At 44.9% G+C, this 19,038-nt stretch carries 18 protein-coding genes; 10 read left to right on the top strand and 8 right to left on the bottom strand.

From position 1 onward, the window contains the following. Positions 1-22: 22 nt before the first annotated feature. The 3 genes from fabV to ACLIIY_RS25370 all read left to right on the top strand — a co-directional run bounded on the left by fabV (position 23) and on the right by ACLIIY_RS25370 (position 5,050). Entirely contained in the window at positions 23-1,222 is a 1,200-nt protein-coding gene (fabV, locus tag ACLIIY_RS25360; protein ID WP_434528754.1) for an enoyl-ACP reductase FabV, read from the top strand. Between the two features lie 189 nt (positions 1,223-1,411). Next, positions 1,412-3,322 (top strand): bifunctional diguanylate cyclase/phosphodiesterase, encoded by a 1,911-nt coding sequence (locus ACLIIY_RS25365; protein ID WP_434528755.1) that lies wholly within the window; start codon positions 1,412-1,414, stop codon positions 3,320-3,322. A gap of 72 nt (positions 3,323-3,394) precedes the next feature. Next, positions 3,395-5,050 carry an ABC-ATPase domain-containing protein gene (locus ACLIIY_RS25370; protein WP_041053051.1) on the top strand — a complete coding sequence of 552 codons (1,656 nt, stop codon included), beginning with the start codon at positions 3,395-3,397 and terminating at the stop codon, positions 5,048-5,050. A gap of 105 nt (positions 5,051-5,155) precedes the next feature. Here ACLIIY_RS25370 and ACLIIY_RS25375 read toward each other — a convergent pair whose 3' ends face one another. Further along, positions 5,156-5,776, bottom strand: a complete 621-nt coding sequence (locus ACLIIY_RS25375) for a DNA-J related domain-containing protein (RefSeq protein ID WP_434528756.1) — start codon at positions 5,774-5,776, stop codon at positions 5,156-5,158. Between the two features lie 113 nt (positions 5,777-5,889). Then, positions 5,890-6,729 carry an isopenicillin N synthase family dioxygenase gene (locus tag ACLIIY_RS25380; protein ID WP_005435134.1) on the bottom strand — a complete coding sequence of 280 codons (840 nt, stop codon included), beginning with the start codon at positions 6,727-6,729 and terminating at the stop codon, positions 5,890-5,892. A 222-nt stretch (positions 6,730-6,951) separates the two neighbouring features. Here ACLIIY_RS25380 and ACLIIY_RS25385 point away from each other — a divergent pair, with 222 nt between their 5' ends. Next, a complete protein-coding gene (locus ACLIIY_RS25385; protein WP_005435133.1) occupies positions 6,952-7,548 on the top strand; it encodes a DUF2238 domain-containing protein in 597 nt (198 codons plus the stop codon). On the opposite strand, the gene cutA is transcribed toward ACLIIY_RS25385, so the two are convergent. The 5 genes from cutA to ACLIIY_RS25410 form a co-directional block, all read right to left on the bottom strand. Further along, a complete protein-coding gene (cutA, locus tag ACLIIY_RS25390) occupies positions 7,510-7,842 on the bottom strand; it encodes a divalent-cation tolerance protein CutA (RefSeq protein ID WP_009704454.1) in 333 nt (110 codons plus the stop codon). The genes ACLIIY_RS25385 and cutA overlap by 39 nt on opposite strands. A gap of 9 nt (positions 7,843-7,851) precedes the next feature. Then, on the bottom strand, positions 7,852-8,103 hold the full coding sequence (locus ACLIIY_RS25395) for a hypothetical protein (RefSeq protein ID WP_009704455.1): 252 nt from the start codon (positions 8,101-8,103) through the stop codon (positions 7,852-7,854). Beyond that, positions 8,087-9,793, bottom strand: a complete 1,707-nt coding sequence (locus tag ACLIIY_RS25400; protein ID WP_005435131.1) for an SgrR family transcriptional regulator — start codon at positions 9,791-9,793, stop codon at positions 8,087-8,089. Before ACLIIY_RS25400 ends, ACLIIY_RS25395 begins: the two co-directional genes overlap by 17 nt. A gap of 79 nt (positions 9,794-9,872) precedes the next feature. Continuing rightward, a complete protein-coding gene (locus tag ACLIIY_RS25405; protein WP_020196912.1) occupies positions 9,873-10,106 on the bottom strand; it encodes a DUF3389 domain-containing protein in 234 nt (77 codons plus the stop codon). A 12-nt stretch (positions 10,107-10,118) separates the two neighbouring features. Beyond that, entirely contained in the window at positions 10,119-10,556 is a 438-nt protein-coding gene (locus tag ACLIIY_RS25410; protein ID WP_020196913.1) for a hotdog fold thioesterase, read from the bottom strand. 192 nt (positions 10,557-10,748) lie between these two features. Between ACLIIY_RS25410 and ACLIIY_RS25415 the strand changes: the two genes are divergently transcribed. Next, positions 10,749-11,534, top strand: coding sequence for a M48 family metallopeptidase (locus tag ACLIIY_RS25415; protein WP_009704459.1), 786 nt, complete (start codon positions 10,749-10,751; stop codon positions 11,532-11,534). A gap of 104 nt (positions 11,535-11,638) precedes the next feature. On the opposite strand, the gene ACLIIY_RS25420 is transcribed toward ACLIIY_RS25415, so the two are convergent. Continuing rightward, positions 11,639-12,667 (bottom strand): site-2 protease family protein, encoded by a 1,029-nt coding sequence (locus ACLIIY_RS25420; protein WP_434529525.1) that lies wholly within the window; start codon positions 12,665-12,667, stop codon positions 11,639-11,641. A 412-nt stretch (positions 12,668-13,079) separates the two neighbouring features. On the opposite strand from ACLIIY_RS25420, the gene ACLIIY_RS25425 reads away from it, so the two are divergent. The 5 genes from ACLIIY_RS25425 (at position 13,080) to ACLIIY_RS25445 (ending at position 19,033) form a co-directional block, all read left to right on the top strand. Next, a complete protein-coding gene (locus ACLIIY_RS25425; protein WP_005435122.1) occupies positions 13,080-14,321 on the top strand; it encodes an outer membrane protein transport protein in 1,242 nt (413 codons plus the stop codon). Positions 14,322-14,343: 22 nt separating this feature from the next. After that, the gene (locus ACLIIY_RS25430) at positions 14,344-16,752 is read left to right on the top strand and encodes a VolA/Pla-1 family phospholipase (protein WP_434528757.1); all 2,409 of its coding nucleotides are present in this window, start codon (positions 14,344-14,346) and stop codon (positions 16,750-16,752) included. Positions 16,753-16,886: 134 nt separating this feature from the next. Continuing rightward, positions 16,887-17,096, top strand: coding sequence for a YgdI/YgdR family lipoprotein (locus ACLIIY_RS25435; protein WP_005435119.1), 210 nt, complete (start codon positions 16,887-16,889; stop codon positions 17,094-17,096). 279 nt (positions 17,097-17,375) lie between these two features. After that, on the top strand, positions 17,376-17,933 hold the full coding sequence (locus ACLIIY_RS25440) for a PhnA domain-containing protein (protein WP_005441869.1): 558 nt from the start codon (positions 17,376-17,378) through the stop codon (positions 17,931-17,933). A gap of 194 nt (positions 17,934-18,127) precedes the next feature. After that, positions 18,128-19,033, top strand: a complete 906-nt coding sequence (locus ACLIIY_RS25445; RefSeq protein ID WP_434528758.1) for a homocysteine S-methyltransferase family protein — start codon at positions 18,128-18,130, stop codon at positions 19,031-19,033. Positions 19,034-19,038: the final 5 nt, after the last annotated feature.

Here is a 19,038-nt window from a genome sequence, read left to right on the forward strand (position 1 = left end):
TCACCAAGGTTAGATAATAAAAATGCAAATAGAACCGTTAATTCAAGGTGTTGTAGCTCGTTCGGCACATCCGTATGGGTGCCGCGCTTCCATCAAAGAGCAAATTGAATACGTTAAACAAGCACCGCAGATCAAAAATGGCCCCAATCGTGTTTTGATCATCGGTGCTTCTTCAGGTTTTGGCTTGGCCGCCCGTATCGCCCTCACATTTGGTGGTGCTGAAGCAGACACCATTGGCGTGTCATTTGAACGCGGTCCGTCAGACAAAGGTGTCGGTAGTGCTGGTTGGTACAACAACATCTTTTTTAAAGAAGAAGCCATTCATCATGGTCGCACTGCAGTAAACATCGTTGGTGATGCTTTCTCAGACTCAGTTCGTAGCCAAGTTATTGAAGCCATTGAAACCTACTTTGAGGGTGAAGTAGATTTAGTGATTTACAGCTTAGCAACAGGCGTTCGCCCTAAGCCTGAATCTGAAGAATTTTGGCGTAGTGTCATTAAGCCAATTGGAGAATCGGTAACGGGTGCTTCAATCATGCTGGAAAACGATCAATGGGTAGAATCTACATTGGCGCCAGCAACAGAAGAAGAAGCAGAAGCCACGATTAAAGTCATGGGTGGTGAAGACTGGGAAAGTTGGATAGACACACTGATCAATTCTGAATCTGTTGCCAAGGGTTGTAAGACGATTGCCTTTTCTTACATGGGCCCAGAAGTTACACACCCAATTTACCTAGACGGTACGTTAGGCCGAGCAAAAGTTGACCTTCACCAAACCAGCCATGCATTGAACATGAAGATGGCGAACTTTGGCGGCGCTGCCTACGCAACAGTGTGTAAAGCGCTCGTCACCAAGGCAAGTGTGTTCATCCCTGCTCTGAGTCCTTATCTACTTGCGCTATACCGTGTAATGAAAGAGAAAGGTACTCACGAGCGTTGTATCGAGCAAATGCAACGTCTGTTCACGACAAAGCTTTACGACCAAAACAAAGTACCCGTTGATGGCGAACGCTTGATTCGTATCGATGATCTTGAGTTAGATCCTCAAGTACAAGAAGAAGTTTCTGCACTTTTAGAGCAAATGAACGCAGACAACTTCGCTGATATCGGTGATTACGACGGCTTTAAAGACGAGTTTATGAAACTGAACGGCTTTAACTTTGAGGGTGTCGATTATGCTCAAGACATCTCAATGAAGACTTTGAAAGCATTAAAGCCTTAATTTAAAGCGTCTCACTATTGAGATAGTGCCAAGTAATTCAAAGTCCTGAAAGGTTTTCGGGACTTTTTTTTGTTTCCGAATCCGCCCCCCCTATACTTTAAATAGACGAGTGGTTAAATAACAAGCTCGCGCAAAAACAAAAACGATATTCATTCACAGGACGTGAAATTACGGGAAAGGATGACCTATATGGGTACATTGCAAACATTAGATTATGAAATACCCGAATCCATGCGGAAAAGCTGGCAAAATATCGTCAACCTGCTCGCGCGCATCGCGGATGTCCCAACTACGCTGATCATGCGTATCCACCCAAACCACATTGAAGTAAATACCTCCAGCGAGACGGATAACAACCCTTATAAAGTCGGCGACAAAGAAGAACTTGGTCATGGCCTTTACTGTGAGCATGTCATTAAAAACAAACGCGAACTCATTGTTCCTAATGCACTCATTGATGACGAGTGGAAAGACAACCCTGATATTAAGCTCGGCATGATTTCGTATTGTGGCTTACCACTCTATTGGCCAAACGGGGAAACGTTCGGCACCATCTGTATGCTGGATACCAAAGAAAATCAGTACAATGACACCTACCGAGAACTATTGAGCACATTTAAAGAATCCATAGAGGCGCAACTAGCCGTCGTTTTCCAACAACATAAGTTACTGCGCTTAAATAACGAACTTAAAAATAGAGTCGAGAATAGAACGACTGACCTCGCCCAACTTAGCTACTCGCTAACAAAAGAAATCGACCGACGTAAGGCCGCAGAAAAGCAAGTAAGCTACCAACAAACCCACGATCATGGGACGGGCTTTTTAAACCGCGTTGCACTTGAAGAAGTGTTAGACCACATCTTAGAAACCATGAACCATGACCAACAATCTTTGGTGGTGATTAACGTCGGTTTTAGTAACGCACGTAGTATCGAAACAAAATACGGATTTGAAGCCTTTGACGAGGTATTGAAAGAGTTTCGCTTCCGCCTAGGCCACAACGAATCCAGTTATTTTGTGACTGGCCGTCCAAGTTCAAACGACTTGGTGATTGTTGTCTCTGGTGAAGATATCGAATCGAAAGTCCAACACTTACTTGAAGACATCACCCATGTTAGCGTCGGCAACTTCCACATTGATGAAAACGAAGTCCACCTTCACTCTTATATTGGCGTCGTTCAAGCGCACAGAAGCAGTCACGCCAAACAACTGCTGCAAAACGCCTGTTATGCCATGTTGCTATGTAAAGAGTCTGGTGAATCGTACAACTACTTCTGTGAGAGCCACACTCAAGAACTGAACAATCACAATCAGCTTGAAAGCTACCTATTACAAGCCGTTCGCAACGACGACTTAATGCTTTACTTCCAACCTAAGGTACTTCCACATACGCACAAATGGATAGGTGCCGAAGCACTACTGCGATGGCGTCATCCTGTCTTGGGTGATGTATCCAACGAAGCATTAATTCACATGGCAGAACAAAACGGATTGATTTTTGAAGTCGGCTCTTTTGTCTTGAGAACCGCGATTGATAAAGCCAAACAGTGGTCTGAGCTGGTGGACAATTTCAAGATTGCAGTGAACGTGTCTCCTATCCAATTACAAAACGTTAATTTCGCTGAGCAAATAGAACACCTCCTTGAAACCTTCCACCTGCCGGCACACTTCCTAGAGTTAGAGGTGACTGAAAGTGCGTTGATTGCAGATGAAGTCGTGGCTCGTAACACATTGAATAAATTGCACAACCTTGGTGTGACGCTGTCACTTGACGACTTTGGCACGGGGTACGCATCATTCAGTTATCTGAAGAAATACCCTTTTGACGCGATTAAGATCGACAAAAGCTTTGTTCAACAAATGGAGAAATCTGATGACGACAGAGCCATCATTTGTTCAATCATACACATTGCGAAAAAGCTCGATCTACAAGTGGTCATAGAAGGCATTGAATCAGCCCAACAAGAGCAGTTTTTGATCAATGAAGGTTGCGATATTGGACAAGGCTTTTTGTATGGTAAACCTATGCCGTGCAATGAATTTGAACAAAGTTTGTTTAATCAAAACCTTTTAGGTGGTCAATACATCTATTCTTCCTAAGCATTTCCTTTACTCTGCAGGCGGTGGTTTCTATAATCGCCGCCCGCTTCCAATAAAAAGGCCATTATCTTCATGGATCAGTTGACTGCCACGCTTAAGAAAATCGAAAAGCAGAACTACCGCGCATACCAACAAATCAAGGGTCAATACGACTTCGGTGATTTCGACTTGTACATTGATTACGTTCAAGGCGACCCATACGCATCTGCTTCTCGCCTACGTGCAACTCGCGCGTGGTCTTTAACCGGTCTTGAATGGCTAAAAGACGAATCACCTGCTTTTCAGCGTGCGGCTCGTGACTTTATTGCTCGAAGCTTCGACGAGTTTGCAAAACAAGAGAACGCAGTATCAATCTCTTTAAGCGGCCAAACCGTTCTAGACAACACAGCAGTGCTATTCACTGAAGAAGGCATTGAACTTCGCTTCCGCGTTAACTTGCCAGCAGAAGGTCGTTCTGTTCTTGGTAAGAAAGCCAACAACATCCTTACTTTCTACTTGCCGAAGTTTATCCGTCGCGCGACGCTAGAGCGTGAACTGAACAAAGATGCGTTGATTGAGCACTGTAAAGTGATTGAAGACCAAGCATCTCTGCGTGAACAGCTAGAAGCAAACAACTTGGTTGCTTTTGTGGCGAATGGCAGCATCCTTCCACGTATCGCAGGTAACTGTGACTTGCCGATGAAAGACGCGGTTGAGTTCAAAGCGCCAGAATCCCTTCAAGTTACGCTACACGCGCCTAACAAAGGCTACGTAACGGGTTTGGGTATCCCTAAAGGCATTACTTTGATTGTTGGTGGTGGTTTCCATGGTAAATCGACGTTGTTGAATGCCGTTGAACGCTCTATCTACGATCACATTCCTGGCGATGGCCGCGAATACATCGTGACAGATGGAAATGCGATGAAGATTCGTGCGGAAGATGGCCGTTGTGTTCATCACTTGAACCTATCGAACTACATCAATCACTTGCCAATGGACAAAGACACGGCTGATTTCTCGACACAAGACGCATCGGGTTCTACCTCTCAAGCGGCTTGGCTACAAGAGTCTATTGAAGCAGGTGCCAGTTCTTTGCTTATCGATGAAGATACTTCAGCAACCAACTTTATGATCCGTGATGAGCGCATGCAGGCGTTGGTAGCAAAAGGTGATGAGCCAATTACGCCACTAGTTGATCGTATCGGCCAGTTACGTGATGAACTAGAGATCTCAACCATCATCGTTATGGGCGGTTCTGGTGACTATCTAGACGTTGCAGATACCGTAATCCAAATGCACGACTACCAAGCGGTTGATGTAACTGAAAAAGCAAAACAAGTGATTGCTCAGCACCCTACTCAGCGTCATAACGAATCTGAAGAAAGTCTGCAAACGTTCCGCCCTCGTGCGTTGAACCGAGTAGCACTGATGAACATTCTGACAGACGGTAAGTTCCGCGTTAACGCGAAAGGCAAAGATTCTCTTCGCTTTGGTAAAGAGTTCGCAGACCTAAGTGCACTTGAACAACTAGAATCCGCAGATGAAGTAAACACGATTGGTTGGTTGTGGTTCCAAATTGCCCAACTTCCAGGTTGGTGTAACCACCCAGCAAAAGAAATCGAAGACATGCTTTCTGGCGAATGGCACGCGACACTACCTAAACAAGGTGACTTAGCAAAACCACGCACATTGGATGTAATGGCAGCCCTAAACCGCATGCGTAAGTCTCAGTTCAAACCTTCTCGTTAGTACTGGACAAGACATACAGCAAAAGGCAGCAATGAACGCTGCCTTTTTTGTATCTAGCTGATAGGTAAAAGGATAAATAACGTTACACTGTGACTAATGTTTGTTTTATCCGCTACGTAGTACATTCCAAGCCTCGCAGAGAATACGAAACCTATCTGCATCACCGTTCTCTCGATCTGGGTGCCACCGTAATGCAAGCTTTCTCCACTGCTTACGAATATCCGCCCGAGTCGCCTCCGCCCCCAACTCAAATAAACTCAACGCCTTCGCTCGGTCCAAATCGCTAGAAGTGTTTCCACCAATGTAGCGTTGATATCGACTCCAAAAGTCATTGAGCAGTCTACGTACCTCGCCTTCATCGGCTTCGTAATTTTTCCAATCAAGGTAGTACTCTCTGAGTGGGTCATTGATGTCGATGCTGTGACGGGAAGCTTCAATTGCAGACATTAGCACAATGTTCATCGCTTCAACTTGTAGCCAGCCGTCAGGGTAAAGCGTTTCTTGTAGTTGATAGAGCGCGTTCATCAACAAGAAATTGCGCTTAAAGAGGTCTTTATCCGGAGATGGATCTAACTGAGGAATATAATCGTGCTCACTGAGCTCTTGCGCAAGTGTGTGCACCTTCCAACTCGTTGGTTGTTTACGGAGAATGTCTAAAATCGGCCACAACAATGGGTTTTCCATGTATTGCTGTCCGTTTTGGCAAACGTCGAATTGTTCGTCCATGTATCCCCTAACCGTTTTAAGTACCTGTTATTAAAGCTAGTCAATTTGTACCATAAAGACAAAAAGGCTGACAGTCATAAACCGTCAGCCTTTTGAAGGAGGATCTCGTTAGTTTAAATAACGCCAAGCTCTCTTAGGCGTTCCATTAGGTAGCTATGCGCTGTGTAGCGCTCAGACAGAACCGTATCTGGCTTCGGGTGTAGGAATAAAGGAAGCGAGATGCGAGACTTCTCTTGACGGCCACCCGTAGGGTTAATCACACGGTGAGTCGTAGATGGGAAGTAACCACCAGATGCTTCTTGCAGCATGTCACCGATGTTAATGATCAAGTTACCAAAGTCACATGGCACATCTAACCAATCACCTTCTTTGCTCTTTACCTGAAGGCCAGGTTCATTTGCTGCTGGCAGAACAGTTAGCAGGTTAATGTCTTCATGTGCTGCCGCACGAATCGCACCTGGTTCTTCTTCGCCCGTCATTGGTGGGTAATGCAGGACGCGCAGTAGTGTTTTGTCGCTGTTGTTGATCATTTCAGACAGTGCGATAGAGAACTTCTCTTGAACCTCTTTTGGTGCGTACTCTTCCACCCATCCAAGAAGCTCTTGAGCAAAGGCATTTGCGCGCTCGTAGTACTCAAGAATTTCTTCTTTAAGCTGCTCTGGCATTTGACCCCAAGGGTAAACATGGAAGTACTCTTTAATGTCTTTAACTGAGTGCCCCTTCGCGACTTCAGAAACTGATGGTGGAAAATAACCGTCTTGTGTTTCAACATTAAATTGGAAATCATTCTTTTGTTCAGAGCAGAAGAACTCGTACCAATTTTTGTAAATAGACTCGACGAGCTCTTGTGGAATTGGATGGTTCTTAAGAACACCAAAGCCCGTTTCGCGCAGTGAGGTGACGAACTGTTGAGCAGCATCGTCAGCAAGATAATCGACAGTTTCCAGTTTCATGACTTTACTTCTTTTTTATTAGACTGAGCGGTGAATTCTATGGATGGCCATGTTGTAAATCAAACTTTAATGAAATGTTTACGCGCAAACGTTTTATTGTTGAGCAGTTTGGCAATATATCAACATAAAAAGTAAGCATCTCCCCGACAAAATAAACAATTGCACACTGTACAATTAAGTGTAATCATAACCACAGATTTCAATTGAAGGATCAATTTCTCTATGAAAAGTACTTCTACCTTATTGGGTTTAACGATTTTCTACGCCGTTGTTTTTTTGTTTTCTGCCTTAGAGCCAAGCTCTCGTGCGGTGTGGTTTGCAGAGATCGTTCCTGCCATCGGTATTCTCATTGCCATTTGGGCGCTGTCCATTCGTTACCAATTCAGCAATACCGCTTATGTACTGATGTTTATCTGGCTTTGTCTTCACACCATTGGTGCCAAATACACGTTTGCAGAAGTTCCGTTTGATTGGTTCAACAACTTAATTGGCTCGGAGCGCAATAACTTTGACCGTGTTGCTCACTTCTCGATTGGCTTATACGCTTACCCGATTGCTGAATATCTAATTAATAAGAAAAAGATCAGTGTTGGATTTGCTTGTTGGTTTGCTTTGTTTGCCATTATGTCTTTGGCAGCTGGCTACGAGATCATCGAATGGTGGTATGCGGAAATTGCAGGCGGTGATGAGGGAATTGCCTTCCTGGGATCGCAAGGCGATATTTGGGATGCCCAGAAAGACATGTTATGTGACACCATGGGTGCGATACTATCGTTGCTTCTACTGACAACTCAACGTCGACTGGCGAAGCCACTCTAGATAAGGGTTAAAACCTTCTACAATTGGGACCTGTACGATCTGAGCCACCTCATATTCGTGCAGGTCTTTTATTTTGTCTTCGACCAATGCGTATAAGTCTTTGCGTGTCTTAATGATCAACAACCACTCATTATCGCTACACACTTCCCCTTTCCATACATAGTGGCTCTCTATTGCCATGGTCTGTATACAAGCAGCAAGTTGCCCTTCCAACAAACCTTTGATGATCTCGTCTCGGTTCTTCTGCGTGCCTGCGGTACTCAATACCATGCAGTATTCATGTTGTTCGCTCATAACTGACTCTTATTTCATCGTCACCTTGCCGCCAATCATCTTGTAGGCAGGTGTTCCTCTTACTAACGTGTCTCTTGCAAACTCTTGTTCACAACCCGGGCAAATGCAAGGTGTGTTGGTGAAGTCTTCAACAATGCGTTCTTTAAAGCATTTCACTAATGCCCCTTTACCGCCTTTGCGATATTTAAACAGCTGCGTTTTACATTTTGCACAAAATATCTCGACTGTTTTGGTCGGTTGCTTCTTATTCGGTTTCGCCATCTTTCTCTATCTTCGGTTTTACCCACACGGTACTGAAATCAAACCAACCTAAGGCGTTACATTTGGCGTTTTGCAGCGCACCGCTGTGGTCTTTGTTCACGCCTAACCAACAGTGGAACATCGGGATCACTTGGCAGCTCTTTACCAGTTGTCTGCCTAACTCTCGGGCAGGAAAATCCGTGTGTTGCCCTGCTCTCCATTGATCCACCAGCGTTGACCAACCAGAGAAATCATAACCCGCACTAAATTTATCAATATCGCTGTAATCCAACAGCCAGCCAGCAAGTGCATCGTTACGGTTGGTCGCAATACCCATTGCTTTGATCCAAATATCCACTTCTTCTGGTGAAGGCGGCTGAGTATCGTAACGAATGAACTCCACATCAATTCCATGAGGCTTGAGCAAGGTTTTGATCGCTTTAGCGATAACAGGAAACATAGGGTGTTTCTTTTGGTAAGCGACACAAATGGTTTTCTCTTTCTGGGGCGCGTCACCAGACATCGTCGGTTTAAGGTCAATCCAACCAGGCTTTAATCCAAATGCTTGTAGCACTCCTAGTTCAATGACCTTGTCTTGAGGCACATGGGAGTACACTTGGTAGCTGTTCAAGGTTTGACTCAAAAACTCCGCCCATCTTGGGTCTTTTGCAATACCTGTATTTTTATTCAGTAGTAGGAAAGTACAACCGGGATCAAGCTCGACTTCATCCGTCGACGCTTGTTTATCCATTTGTGGCTTAGTCAAACTTGGGTAAACCATGGAAGAATACGCCTCGTCGATTACCCACACTTCAACTTGATCCAAGAGTGGACGCAGACCAAAGTAGCCATCAAACGCCGTCAGAATTAAGCGTTTGTCATCATTGACTTTAACTTGGAATGGGCCTGTGCCGATTGGCTTTCTATCGAATTCTTCTGAACGTAAGTTGCTTGGTAATAAGACTTTGGCTTGTGACTCACTCAATGCAAGTGGCAGGTACTTATCAGGGCGTACCAAGTGGATATCTACCGTCCAAGGCTCTGGAGAGATGACCTTTTCTATGTGAGAGAACAAGTTGAGTTCGCTTAACGCCCCAATACTCTCGATAACACAATCAGTCGTCAACAGTTCGCCATTATGAAAACGAACCCCACGACGTAGATAGAAGCGCCAATGTGTATCTGAAAGTGCTTCCCAGTAATGCGCTAAATCGGGTTGAAGCTGCTCGTTGTCGTCGAGTTTCGTAAGGCCACTGAACACCTGACGCGCGATATGCTGCTCTGAACGGCGCATTGGCTTTTGCGGGTTCAACATAGAAAGCGGTCTGTAATAAGGCAAGCGAACGACCTGCTCACCTTGTCGATGTTGCAGACCTAAATAGCCCTGAATAACCTGAGTGAGCTTAGCTGCATCGTTGTCTAGCGCTTCAAGGGCTTGACCTATTTTCCCTTCGTCCAAGTAACGACGTGCAAGATTCTCACTTACATCGCTACGATTGCGCTTGAAGATCAGTTTAGAAAGCTTGCCGCGACCTGCGGCAGGATGCCATTCGATCCACCCTTCTTCCTCTAGTTTATTAAGGACGATTCGAGCGTTTCGACGAGTACAAAAGAGTGCTTCGGTAATGTCTTCGAGTTGAACATCCGTGTCATTACCAGAAAATTTTTCAAACAGCGTTTCGAACTGAACGCGTAAACGAGGGCTACTCATAAAGAGGAAATTTTAGTTTTCATAACGATAAACTAAGTTTCCTCATTTTTCGTGAAAAGTGCAAACTCAGACGTGCAAATTATTGAATGTCGATACCAATTTCTTGCGCTAGTTGGCGTAATTGATCTTCATCGTCGAGTTTGATCGACCATTTCGTTTCCGCACCATGAGCCAAAACAACATTCGCTCCGCGCCCAAGTAGCTGAATTGCATCGGTTTGTGCTTGCAAAGTAACCATCGCACTACCCGTAAGTTTGATAACAATTTCACGCTGCGTAGCGATGATTTTTCCTAAAGAGAATTCAATGACCATATGACTATTCTCTTACTGAACTTGTTTTTCTTTCGGATGTTTTACTGCGATCGTCAAACGGCTCGTACAAACCAGACGTCCGCGTTCATCGGTGATTTCGATTTGCCACACTTGAGTAGACACGCCCAAATGAACAGGCTTTGCGGTACCAATAACATGGCCACTGCGCATCGCACGAACATGGTTTGCATTAATGTCCAAACCAACACAGTAACTGCCTTCCTCCACACAAAAATTCGCAGCAAGTGAACCAAGTGTTTCCGCAAGTACAACAGACGCACCGCCATGCAGCATACCCAGTGGTTGATGCGTAAAGCTGCAAACAGGCATGGTCGCGCTTAGTGAATCATCAGTGAAATCGGTATAGACGATTTGCAGATGCTCCATCATGGTATTTTTTGAGGTGGCGTTAAGAATGTCTAAGTTAATTGGCTTTTTCCAAATACTCATTTTTCGCTCTTATCTCGTCCCGTATCGCACTGGACGGTTTATCTATGAAAAGTGCGCCTAGCATAGTCCTGATCGCATCGCGACTTCAAGGTCAAACGCAAGTCTCAACGTGATCAACATAATGACTTAACGTTTCTTTACTAAGCGTTATACTATTGGTACAAAACAAAAAATATTTATATGGACCCCGCTATGAGAACATGGATTAAAGCCTCAGTACTTTTGACCGTTGCAGGTCTAACAGCGTGTAGCTCTTCGCCCACTGGCCGTAACCAAATTTTGATGTTTTCCGACCAAGAGATGTCATCGCTCGGAGCAAAATCATTCGATCAAATGAAGAAAGAGATACCAATCAGTAAAGACAAAAAGACCAATGCCTACGTTCAATGTGTTGCGAAACAAATCACCGACACGATTCCGCCTCAAGCAGGCTTCAAAGAATGGGAAGTGGTTGTGTTTGACAGCCCTCAGGTAAACGCCTTTGCTTTACCGGGTGGTAAAATTGGTGTTTATACCGGCTTACTGAAAGTGGCGAAAAACCAAGACCAACTTGCAACGGTCATCGGCCATGAAGTCGCACACGTTTTAGCTGATCACAGTAATGAGCGTTTGTCTCAAAGCCAGTTAGCCAATGCAGGGCTATCACTTGCTAATGTTGCAATCGGTGCGTCTGAATACAAACAATACCAGCAGATGACGATGGCGGCGCTTGGTGTGGGAGTTCAATACGGTGTGATTCTTCCTTATGGACGAACGCAAGAATCTGAAGCCGATATTGTTGGCCTTGGATTTATGGCAAAAGCTGGCTTCGATCCTAACCAAAGTGTCGATCTTTGGAAAAACATGAGCGTTGCAGGTGGTGCTCAACCACCAGAGTTTTTCTCAACCCACCCATCGCACAGCACTCGTATTAGAGATCTACAGGCAACCATTAAAACACTGCCAGCGTCTAACGTTAAAGCTCCTAAGTGTGGTTGATTCAAAACTCAAGGCACTCTAGTTAAAAACTGTCCCTAAATTGCAAACAAGAAGAGCTCCATTTCGGAGCTCTTTTTATTCGTCTGTGTTTTTACTTATTGTGTCTACGTACCTAAGATCTGCAAAGGCAAGCTTAACAAGCTGTCTCCTAACCCAGCAAAGTACCAAATGATGGCAATAAAGCCACCGACAGAAACTAAGTACCAAGCAAACGAGAACAGTTGCCCATATCGGGTTAATGGCAGTAAATGGCTGTGGTGTCGAGTTCGCCATTCCATTACCACCTCTAACATCCCCATCAATAGCAAGAAACCAAGCAACGTTAAGCCGAACGTATAACTGATGTAGATGCCAAGCAAAGCCGTGACAATACTCCCCGCCAAACCAATCCATGTATTCATTGAAAAGGTAATACTTTTAAGAACATGTCCACCGTCTAATGGCAGAATTGGCAGCAAATTGAAGAGGTTTAGCAAGGCGTTAAACACAGCAAGGCCCGCAAAGATCATCTCCCCTGTCATCCAATATAAGACGGTGAATAGAATGCTGAGGACTAACCCAAAGAACGGTCCCATGATGGAGATAACCACATCTTGCCAACGTGTGTTTATCTTTTCATCGCTTAGCGCTAAGCCACCTAAAAATGGGATGAGATAGATGCCTTTGGTCTTCATACCAAAGTACTTCATTGCTCGGATATGGCCATATTCATGAAAAACTAAACAGGCCACCAATGCGAGGGCGAACTCAATCGAAAACAGCCATGAGTATGCGGCAAGACTTGCAGAGGCTAACGCCACCTTAATGACCTTCGCGCTTTTCAACGCTTTCATGCCGAGCGACACGATACCAATTAGACTAAAACGCTTTTCTGCCGGTGGCGGCTCTACTGGCACTTGGCGTTCGATGTCTTTTTCGTCACGAGCACCTTCAACAACCAGTAAGTTATTCACTGTCGCTTGATACTTAAAATCAAATGGTTGCCAGTTTAGTTCACAGCTCAATTGGCAATGTAAAACATCCTCTCCAGCAGTGAGCTTGAACTCATGCTGTGTCTTGCCTGAGTCATCATCGCTCGCAGCAATCTGCGACACCAAGGTGTTATCCCAAAACAGTTGTTGCCAACCTGCCATAGAGCCTTCAAGCCTGAGCGACTTTCCTAAAAATTCAATGTGTAGTAATTCCAACGCGATTTCCAATGCGATAAACACAAAGTTCGAATTATGCCTGCAATGGCATCGAACGAAAAGCATGTTAACAACACGTATTTGATTAGCTTTTAATCATAAGATTTACAAAACAACTCTGGTCATACCATTCCTTACAAAAATATCACCATAATACATGGCCTTATTAATTGCGGTTTGACCTATGCATCAAATTTAAAACGCAATATACGTCTGATCTTTGACAAGTTAATAAACATACAATTAACATTATATTTACATTGCAGTTGTAAATCGAACCGACAGCAACTGGTGTAAAAGGCACACAACAAATACAAAGACTTCGGTCTAATATAATGACACCCTAGGAGGGTCAAGGATGAACAAGAAGCACTGCTCTCTGCTTACAATTTCAATATTGTTTGCGTGTAATGCCCAGTCTGCGGGCTTTCAGGTGGCCGAACACTCGGCTTCTGGTCTTGGTAGAGCATTTTCAGGTGAAGGCGCAGTAGCCGACAATGCGAGCGTATTAGCCCGCAACCCAGCTGCGATGACACTTTTTAAAGAAGCTCAATTTTCAGGCGCGCTGTCTGTCGTCGATCCTGAAGTTAACGTCTATGACACTTTCCATAAAGAACACGCGAATGACGTTGCCCCACTACAAATCGTTCCGGCTGGCTACTACATCAGCCCAATCAACGACAAATGGGCTTGGGGTATTGGCATGTTCACCACCTACGGTGTCGCTACCGATTACCCAGATGACATTTCTGCGGGTGACATGGCGGGTGATACTTCCCTACTTTCGGTTAACATTAACCCGAATATTGCTTACCGCATCAACGAACAATTTAGCGTTGGTGGTGGTATTAACATTGTTTACGCACACGCAGAGCTTACTCGCCACAAAGGCTCATTGGCGCCGTTATTTGGCCCAGGAAGCAAAAAATCTGACAACCTAATCGGCATGGAAGGCGATACTTTCGCTTTCGGTTGGAACATTGGTGCCCTTTACGAATTGAATGAAAACAACCGTTTTGGATTCGGTTACCGTTCCAAAGTGGATTTAGACTTCGATGAAGGTGAATTCAGTAGCTATGACTCTGGCATCGCTAATGCGTCAAAAGTCGATGGCCGTTTACAAATCTCTCTCCCATCCATTATCGAATTGTCTGCATTCCATCAATTAAATGACAAATGGGCGATCCACTACGGATGGCAACAAACAGACTGGAGCACATTTAAAGAGCTAAAAGCAACCAGCAAAGACTGTGTTGATGGCGTGTGCTTCTTTAAACCTGAGAAATATGAAGACAACAACCGTTACTCCTTCGGTGGTACATACACACTAAACAATCAATGGACACTTCGCGCTGGTATCGCATACGACGAGCAAGCAGGTGAAGCAACATTGAGTATCCCTGATAGCGACCGTTTCTGGTACAGCGCAGGCGTGACTTATGCAATGAAAGAGAACCTAACCTTCGATGCAGGTTTTGCTTTTGTTAAGAGTAAGTCCGGCTCGTTCACTGAAACCAACGCAGCAGATCAAGAGATCACATTCGACTCAGAAGGTACTGCTTACATCAGTGCTGTTCAAGTGAACTACACCTTCAAATAATCGGGATTAACGGAGTAAACCAATGAAACACACGTTTAAACTATCACTGCTTTGTTCTGCAATCCTACTTGCAGGTTGTGGTGACGATACCTCTAGCTCAGGCACATCTGATACCGTCACGTTTGAGCCAGCAGTTCAAGCACTTCTTGACCGTAACACGTCTATCAGCTTTACACTTCAAGGTGCCAATGCAGATGTTCCTGCGCCATCTTACCTATTGATGGATACAACAGACGGAACACTTGGTCTTCCTACCGGTGGTGATGATGCTCTAACTAACCCGTTAGCGGCAATGAACACGATGGATGGTTGGTCAACATCAATGCCAATCGTGCTTAACTTTAATGGCGACGGCTTCTCAGATGGTCTTGTGACGTCTGGCGTTAGCGTTATTAAGATCAACCAGCGCTTGACTGATTGGGATGGTGCTTCAAACCCAATTGAAAAAGTACTAACACTTGGCACAGATTTCATTGTGCAAGCAAGCGGCAACTCGCTTTACATCCAATTCATGAATTCTCTTGATGAATCTGGCGAATATATCTTCGCAGTGACTCAAGCTATTCAGGATGTTAACGGTAACCCTATCGGCACTTCAGGCAGCTACGCGACAGGTAAATCAAAAGAGATTGTCTACGAGACTGGTGACCTAGCTTCCGTACAAGCGGCAACAACCGCTGTAGAAGGCATTTTTGGCCTAGCGAGCGTGAACCCAGCTGACATCGTTTACTCTTCATGGTTTAGCACCCAGTCTGTCGGCGATACGCTTGCTGCAGTAAAAGGCGTGACAGCAACAGGCTTTGCTACAGGTGCAAATACACTAAACACGGTTTACAAGAACGATGCGAATGAAGGTTCTGTAGATTTAGCAACAGCATACACAATGACGTTAGGTACAACGCAAGACTTTGTTACTGCACTAGATGCCGATGAAGACTTCAACAAATACATCAGCGATCTGGATGCTGCTAAAACAGCGATCAAAGGTTTGTACGCTGGCGCAGCTGTAGATGTGAATGTTACTCAGGGTGTGGTGCGACTACCGCATTACCTAGAGAAAGGCGCAGATTGGAACATGCAGCCTATGGTTTCTGCAATGCCTAGCCTAGCGAAGCTAAGTGCTGCGTTGGCAGATCCTGCAGAGCAAGCGAACATGGTTCAACAACTGTCTACTGGTGTGTTTGCTGATGATCCTGTTGATGTGACCAAGCTAGCAACCGACCCAACCGAACAGTTGAAACTGGTTGGTTCTACGCTGTTCCTATCAGACGGCACTCAACTAGATAACGACCGCATTATTACTCGCTACTCTCCAGTACCTGTGGTTAAGTCATTAGAAGACGTGGAGTTCCTACTGTTTACGCCAGAAACTGGTACTCCTACAGATGTTGTGATTTACCAACACGGTATTACGTCAGCCAAAGAAAATGCTTACTCTTTTGCGTTCAACATGGTGAAAGCTGGTGTTGCTGTTATCGCAATTGACCTGCCTATCCACGGTACTCGTAGCTTAGATGACCAACGCTCAGCAAATGCGGATGTACTGGCTTACCTAAACCTGTCTAACCTAGCGGTAGCGCGTGATAACCTTCGCCAAAGCGTGCTTGATGTTCTTGGTCTGCGTGCAAGCTTAGTTGTTTCAGCGCAAGCTGGCCTTCTGGTAAGCAGTCCGCTTCAAGGTTTTAATCCAATGACGGGTTCAAAAGTGAAGATGCTTGGTCACTCATTGGGTGGCATCGTCGGTACTTCTGCTGTAGCGGCGGCGAACAACACATTGGGTAGCCCAACGGCAGACGCACTGTACACATTCAGCGGCGCATCAATTCAAAACGCAGGTGGCCAAATTGGTAACCTACTGCTTGGTTCGTCTAACTTTGGTCCACAGATCAAACACAACTTGGCTTATGCAGCATCAACGGAGTACGCGAGCTACGCCGATGCATCTTGTGCTGAGCTATCAGATAAAGCGTGTTACGAAGCATTTGAGCAAGTAGCAACAGAAGCACAGTTAGCGGCACTTGAGTCTGGCTTCTCTAGCTTTATCTACGCTGCGCAGACGACGCTAGATACGGTTGATCCATTTACTAACGCGAGTGACCTAATGGCTTCAGGTTCGCTTTCAACACCATTCTTTATGACAGAAGTCGATGGTGACGATACTGTGCCAAACAACGTAGCCAATGCACCGTTTGCGGGTACTGAACCTCTAGCAGCGAAACTAGGACTAACAACAGTGAACAGTTCGAGCACAACCGTGTCTCCTTCTGCGAGCTTTGTACAGTTCAATGCAACTGCGACACACAGTACATTCGCTTCTCCTGGCGGTACGTTAGCGGACCTAGACCATCATGTAGAGATGCAGATGGAAAATGCTGACTTCCTAATGGACGATATGCTAACGGGTGTAACTAACACCGCTGTACTTAAGTAAGCATCGTTACTAAACCAAAGCCCAGTTTCGACTGGGCTTTTTCGTTTCTGTTCTATTCAAACCCACTCATATTTCCTCTGCTATAGTTATAACGTTGTCTTTGTCTAACTTACTTGTTTAAAAAGGAAAACTCTATGCGCGTATTGACCGTTATTGCTACTGCACTGCTTCTTGCCGCTTGCGGCAGCAGCCAATACCTAATGTCAACGAATGAAGGGAAAATCATTACCTCTTACGGCAAGCCGGACTTAAATGAAGATACTGGTATGTACGAATACGAGGACGTGGATGGCAAAGAAATGAGCATTTCGAAAGACCAAGTCGTGCAGATTATTGAACGATAAAACGACATGCCCTCTGAGAGTCAGGGGGCACTTTCCATTCATTTTGAATAACTTTACCCTTCAGCAATAATATTCATCAATGCAACTGATTCATCATTCAAAACAATCAACACCCTTATTTATATTCTAGATATTATTTGTTTAGCCAATATTTTACATATTCACCTCTTTCAGGTTGGAATATTGTAAAATCTCGCCTTTAATTCTCTAACACCCTTTTATTTCTCAGGATAAAGTGGATAATACCGCCACCAAAAAACATTACTAAGGTGAGTCCTTATGTCTATCGAAGCTACTCTGCTTGCTCGCTGCGAGTCAAAATGTGAACTGTGTTCTTCTGAATCTCAACTAACAGCATTTGCTGTTCCACCACACGGTAACGTGACGGTTGATACTGCTATCATGGTTTGTGATAAGTGTCTTGGTGAGATCGAAGATCCTAAAGACATTAACCACTGGCGCTGCTTGAACGACAGCATGTGGAGTCAGGTTCCTGCGGTACAAGTAACTGCATGGCGCCAACTTACTCGCCTAAACACAGAAAGCTGGGCTCAAGACGCTCTTGACATGATGTACATGGAAGAAGAGCAAATGAACTGGGCTATGAAAGGTATGTCTGCTGACGATAAAACTGTTGACTGCAACGGCACTGAACTTAAGAAAGGTGACGATGTAACAGTAATCAAAGACCTACCAGTTAAAGGTACAAACCAAGTAATCAAACAAGGTACTGTTATTCGCGGTATCAGCCTTGGTGATGACCCTAAACTTGTTTCAGGTAAGGCAAACGGTGGTCAGTCAATGTACGTGATCGCTGAGTACTGCCGTAAGAAGTAATCTCAACATTACTTTCGAATTAAACGGGGTTCCAATCGGGACCCCGTTTTCGTTTCTGGTGTTCTGCACCTTTCGGTTTTCTAACTCACCACAAATCTGCCCACTTACTCGGCCTATCCTTATCCTTTCGTCACTTTCGCTCATTGCTATTTTCATTTAAGGTTCAACTAGGAAGAATTTTGATGGATTGTAGTATGAAGAAGTTAACCATCCTTGATGGCGGTATGGGAAGAGAGCTGAAACGCATGGGTGCCCCATTCTCTCAACCACTTTGGAGCGCACAAGCTCTGATTGAATCGCCAGAATTCGTTTACCAAGCGCATAACCACTTTATCCATGCTGGCGCAGAGATCATCATCGCCAACAGTTATGCCTGTGTGCCATTCCACCTTGGACAAGCACTTTACGACCAGAAAGGCAGTGACCTAGCACGCTTTGCAGCCCAAATTGCTCGTGAATGTGCAGATAAGTCACCGAAAAACGTTCAAGTAGCTGGTTGTATTCCACCAGCGTTTGGTAGTTATCGACCAGATCTGTTCGAACCCAAATTAGGTGGAATCATTTTCAGGACTTTGTTTGACGCTCAAGAGGATTACGTTGATCTCTGGTTAGCGGAGACCATTTGCAGTCTAGAAGAACTTAAGTGTTTACAAAGCGTGTTCGCAAGCAGCACCAAACCTACTGCGTATGCCTTTTCTTTAAATGATGACTCATTGGAAACCGCGCTGTTACGTTCTGGTGAAACCGTTATCCAAGCCATCGAACACATTGTACAAAGCGCAGATAACACCAATACCATCAGTGTTTACTTCAACTGTTCAGTACCTGAAGTAATGGCAAAAGCTGTCAGTGATACCAAAGCAGTTTTAAACCAACGTAAGCTAGACATTGAGATTGGGGTTTACGCGAACAACTTCACCGCAATCAAATCTAACCACGAAGCCAATAGCGCATTACAATCGATGCGGGAGCTATCACCAGAAGAGTACCTAGCTTTTGCGCAAGAATGGCATCTGCGCGGGGCTACCATTATAGGTGGATGCTGCGGTATTGGACCAGAACACATCAAAGCGCTTTCGGATTGGAAGGCATCCCTCTAGTTCAT

This window comes from Vibrio sp. K4 (assembly GCF_051122595.1).
GTDB lineage: Bacteria > Pseudomonadota > Gammaproteobacteria > Enterobacterales > Vibrionaceae > Vibrio > Vibrio owensii.

What these genes read in the sequence shown, in the direction of transcription:
- ACLIIY_RS25395 (WP_009704455.1), bottom strand. Translation starts at nt 8,103, where the DNA reads ATGGCGAAACCGAATAAGAAGCAACCGACCAAAACAGTCGAGATATTT.
- fabV (WP_434528754.1), top strand. Translation starts at nt 23, where the DNA reads ATGCAAATAGAACCGTTAATTCAAGGTGTTGTAGCTCGTTCGGCACAT.
- ACLIIY_RS25445 (WP_434528758.1), top strand. Translation starts at nt 18,128, where the DNA reads ATGAAGAAGTTAACCATCCTTGATGGCGGTATGGGAAGAGAGCTGAAA.
- ACLIIY_RS25380 (WP_005435134.1), bottom strand. Translation starts at nt 6,729, where the DNA reads ATGAAACTGGAAACTGTCGATTATCTTGCTGACGATGCTGCTCAACAG.
- ACLIIY_RS25415 (WP_009704459.1), top strand. Translation starts at nt 10,749, where the DNA reads ATGAGAACATGGATTAAAGCCTCAGTACTTTTGACCGTTGCAGGTCTA.
- cutA (WP_009704454.1), bottom strand. Translation starts at nt 7,842, where the DNA reads ATGAGCGAACAACATGAATACTGCATGGTATTGAGTACCGCAGGCACG.
- ACLIIY_RS25405 (WP_020196912.1), bottom strand. Translation starts at nt 10,106, where the DNA reads ATGGTCATTGAATTCTCTTTAGGAAAAATCATCGCTACGCAGCGTGAA.
- ACLIIY_RS25425 (WP_005435122.1), top strand. Translation starts at nt 13,080, where the DNA reads ATGAACAAGAAGCACTGCTCTCTGCTTACAATTTCAATATTGTTTGCG.
- ACLIIY_RS25365 (WP_434528755.1), top strand. Translation starts at nt 1,412, where the DNA reads ATGGGTACATTGCAAACATTAGATTATGAAATACCCGAATCCATGCGG.
- ACLIIY_RS25375 (WP_434528756.1), bottom strand. Translation starts at nt 5,776, where the DNA reads ATGGACGAACAATTCGACGTTTGCCAAAACGGACAGCAATACATGGAA.
- ACLIIY_RS25370 (WP_041053051.1), top strand. Translation starts at nt 3,395, where the DNA reads ATGGATCAGTTGACTGCCACGCTTAAGAAAATCGAAAAGCAGAACTAC.
- ACLIIY_RS25435 (WP_005435119.1), top strand. Translation starts at nt 16,887, where the DNA reads ATGCGCGTATTGACCGTTATTGCTACTGCACTGCTTCTTGCCGCTTGC.
- ACLIIY_RS25400 (WP_005435131.1), bottom strand. Translation starts at nt 9,793, where the DNA reads ATGAGTAGCCCTCGTTTACGCGTTCAGTTCGAAACGCTGTTTGAAAAA.
- ACLIIY_RS25440 (WP_005441869.1), top strand. Translation starts at nt 17,376, where the DNA reads ATGTCTATCGAAGCTACTCTGCTTGCTCGCTGCGAGTCAAAATGTGAA.
- ACLIIY_RS25420 (WP_434529525.1), bottom strand. Translation starts at nt 12,667, where the DNA reads ATGGCAGGTTGGCAACAACTGTTTTGGGATAACACCTTGGTGTCGCAG.
- ACLIIY_RS25430 (WP_434528757.1), top strand. Translation starts at nt 14,344, where the DNA reads ATGAAACACACGTTTAAACTATCACTGCTTTGTTCTGCAATCCTACTT.
- ACLIIY_RS25385 (WP_005435133.1), top strand. Translation starts at nt 6,952, where the DNA reads ATGAAAAGTACTTCTACCTTATTGGGTTTAACGATTTTCTACGCCGTT.
- ACLIIY_RS25410 (WP_020196913.1), bottom strand. Translation starts at nt 10,556, where the DNA reads ATGAGTATTTGGAAAAAGCCAATTAACTTAGACATTCTTAACGCCACC.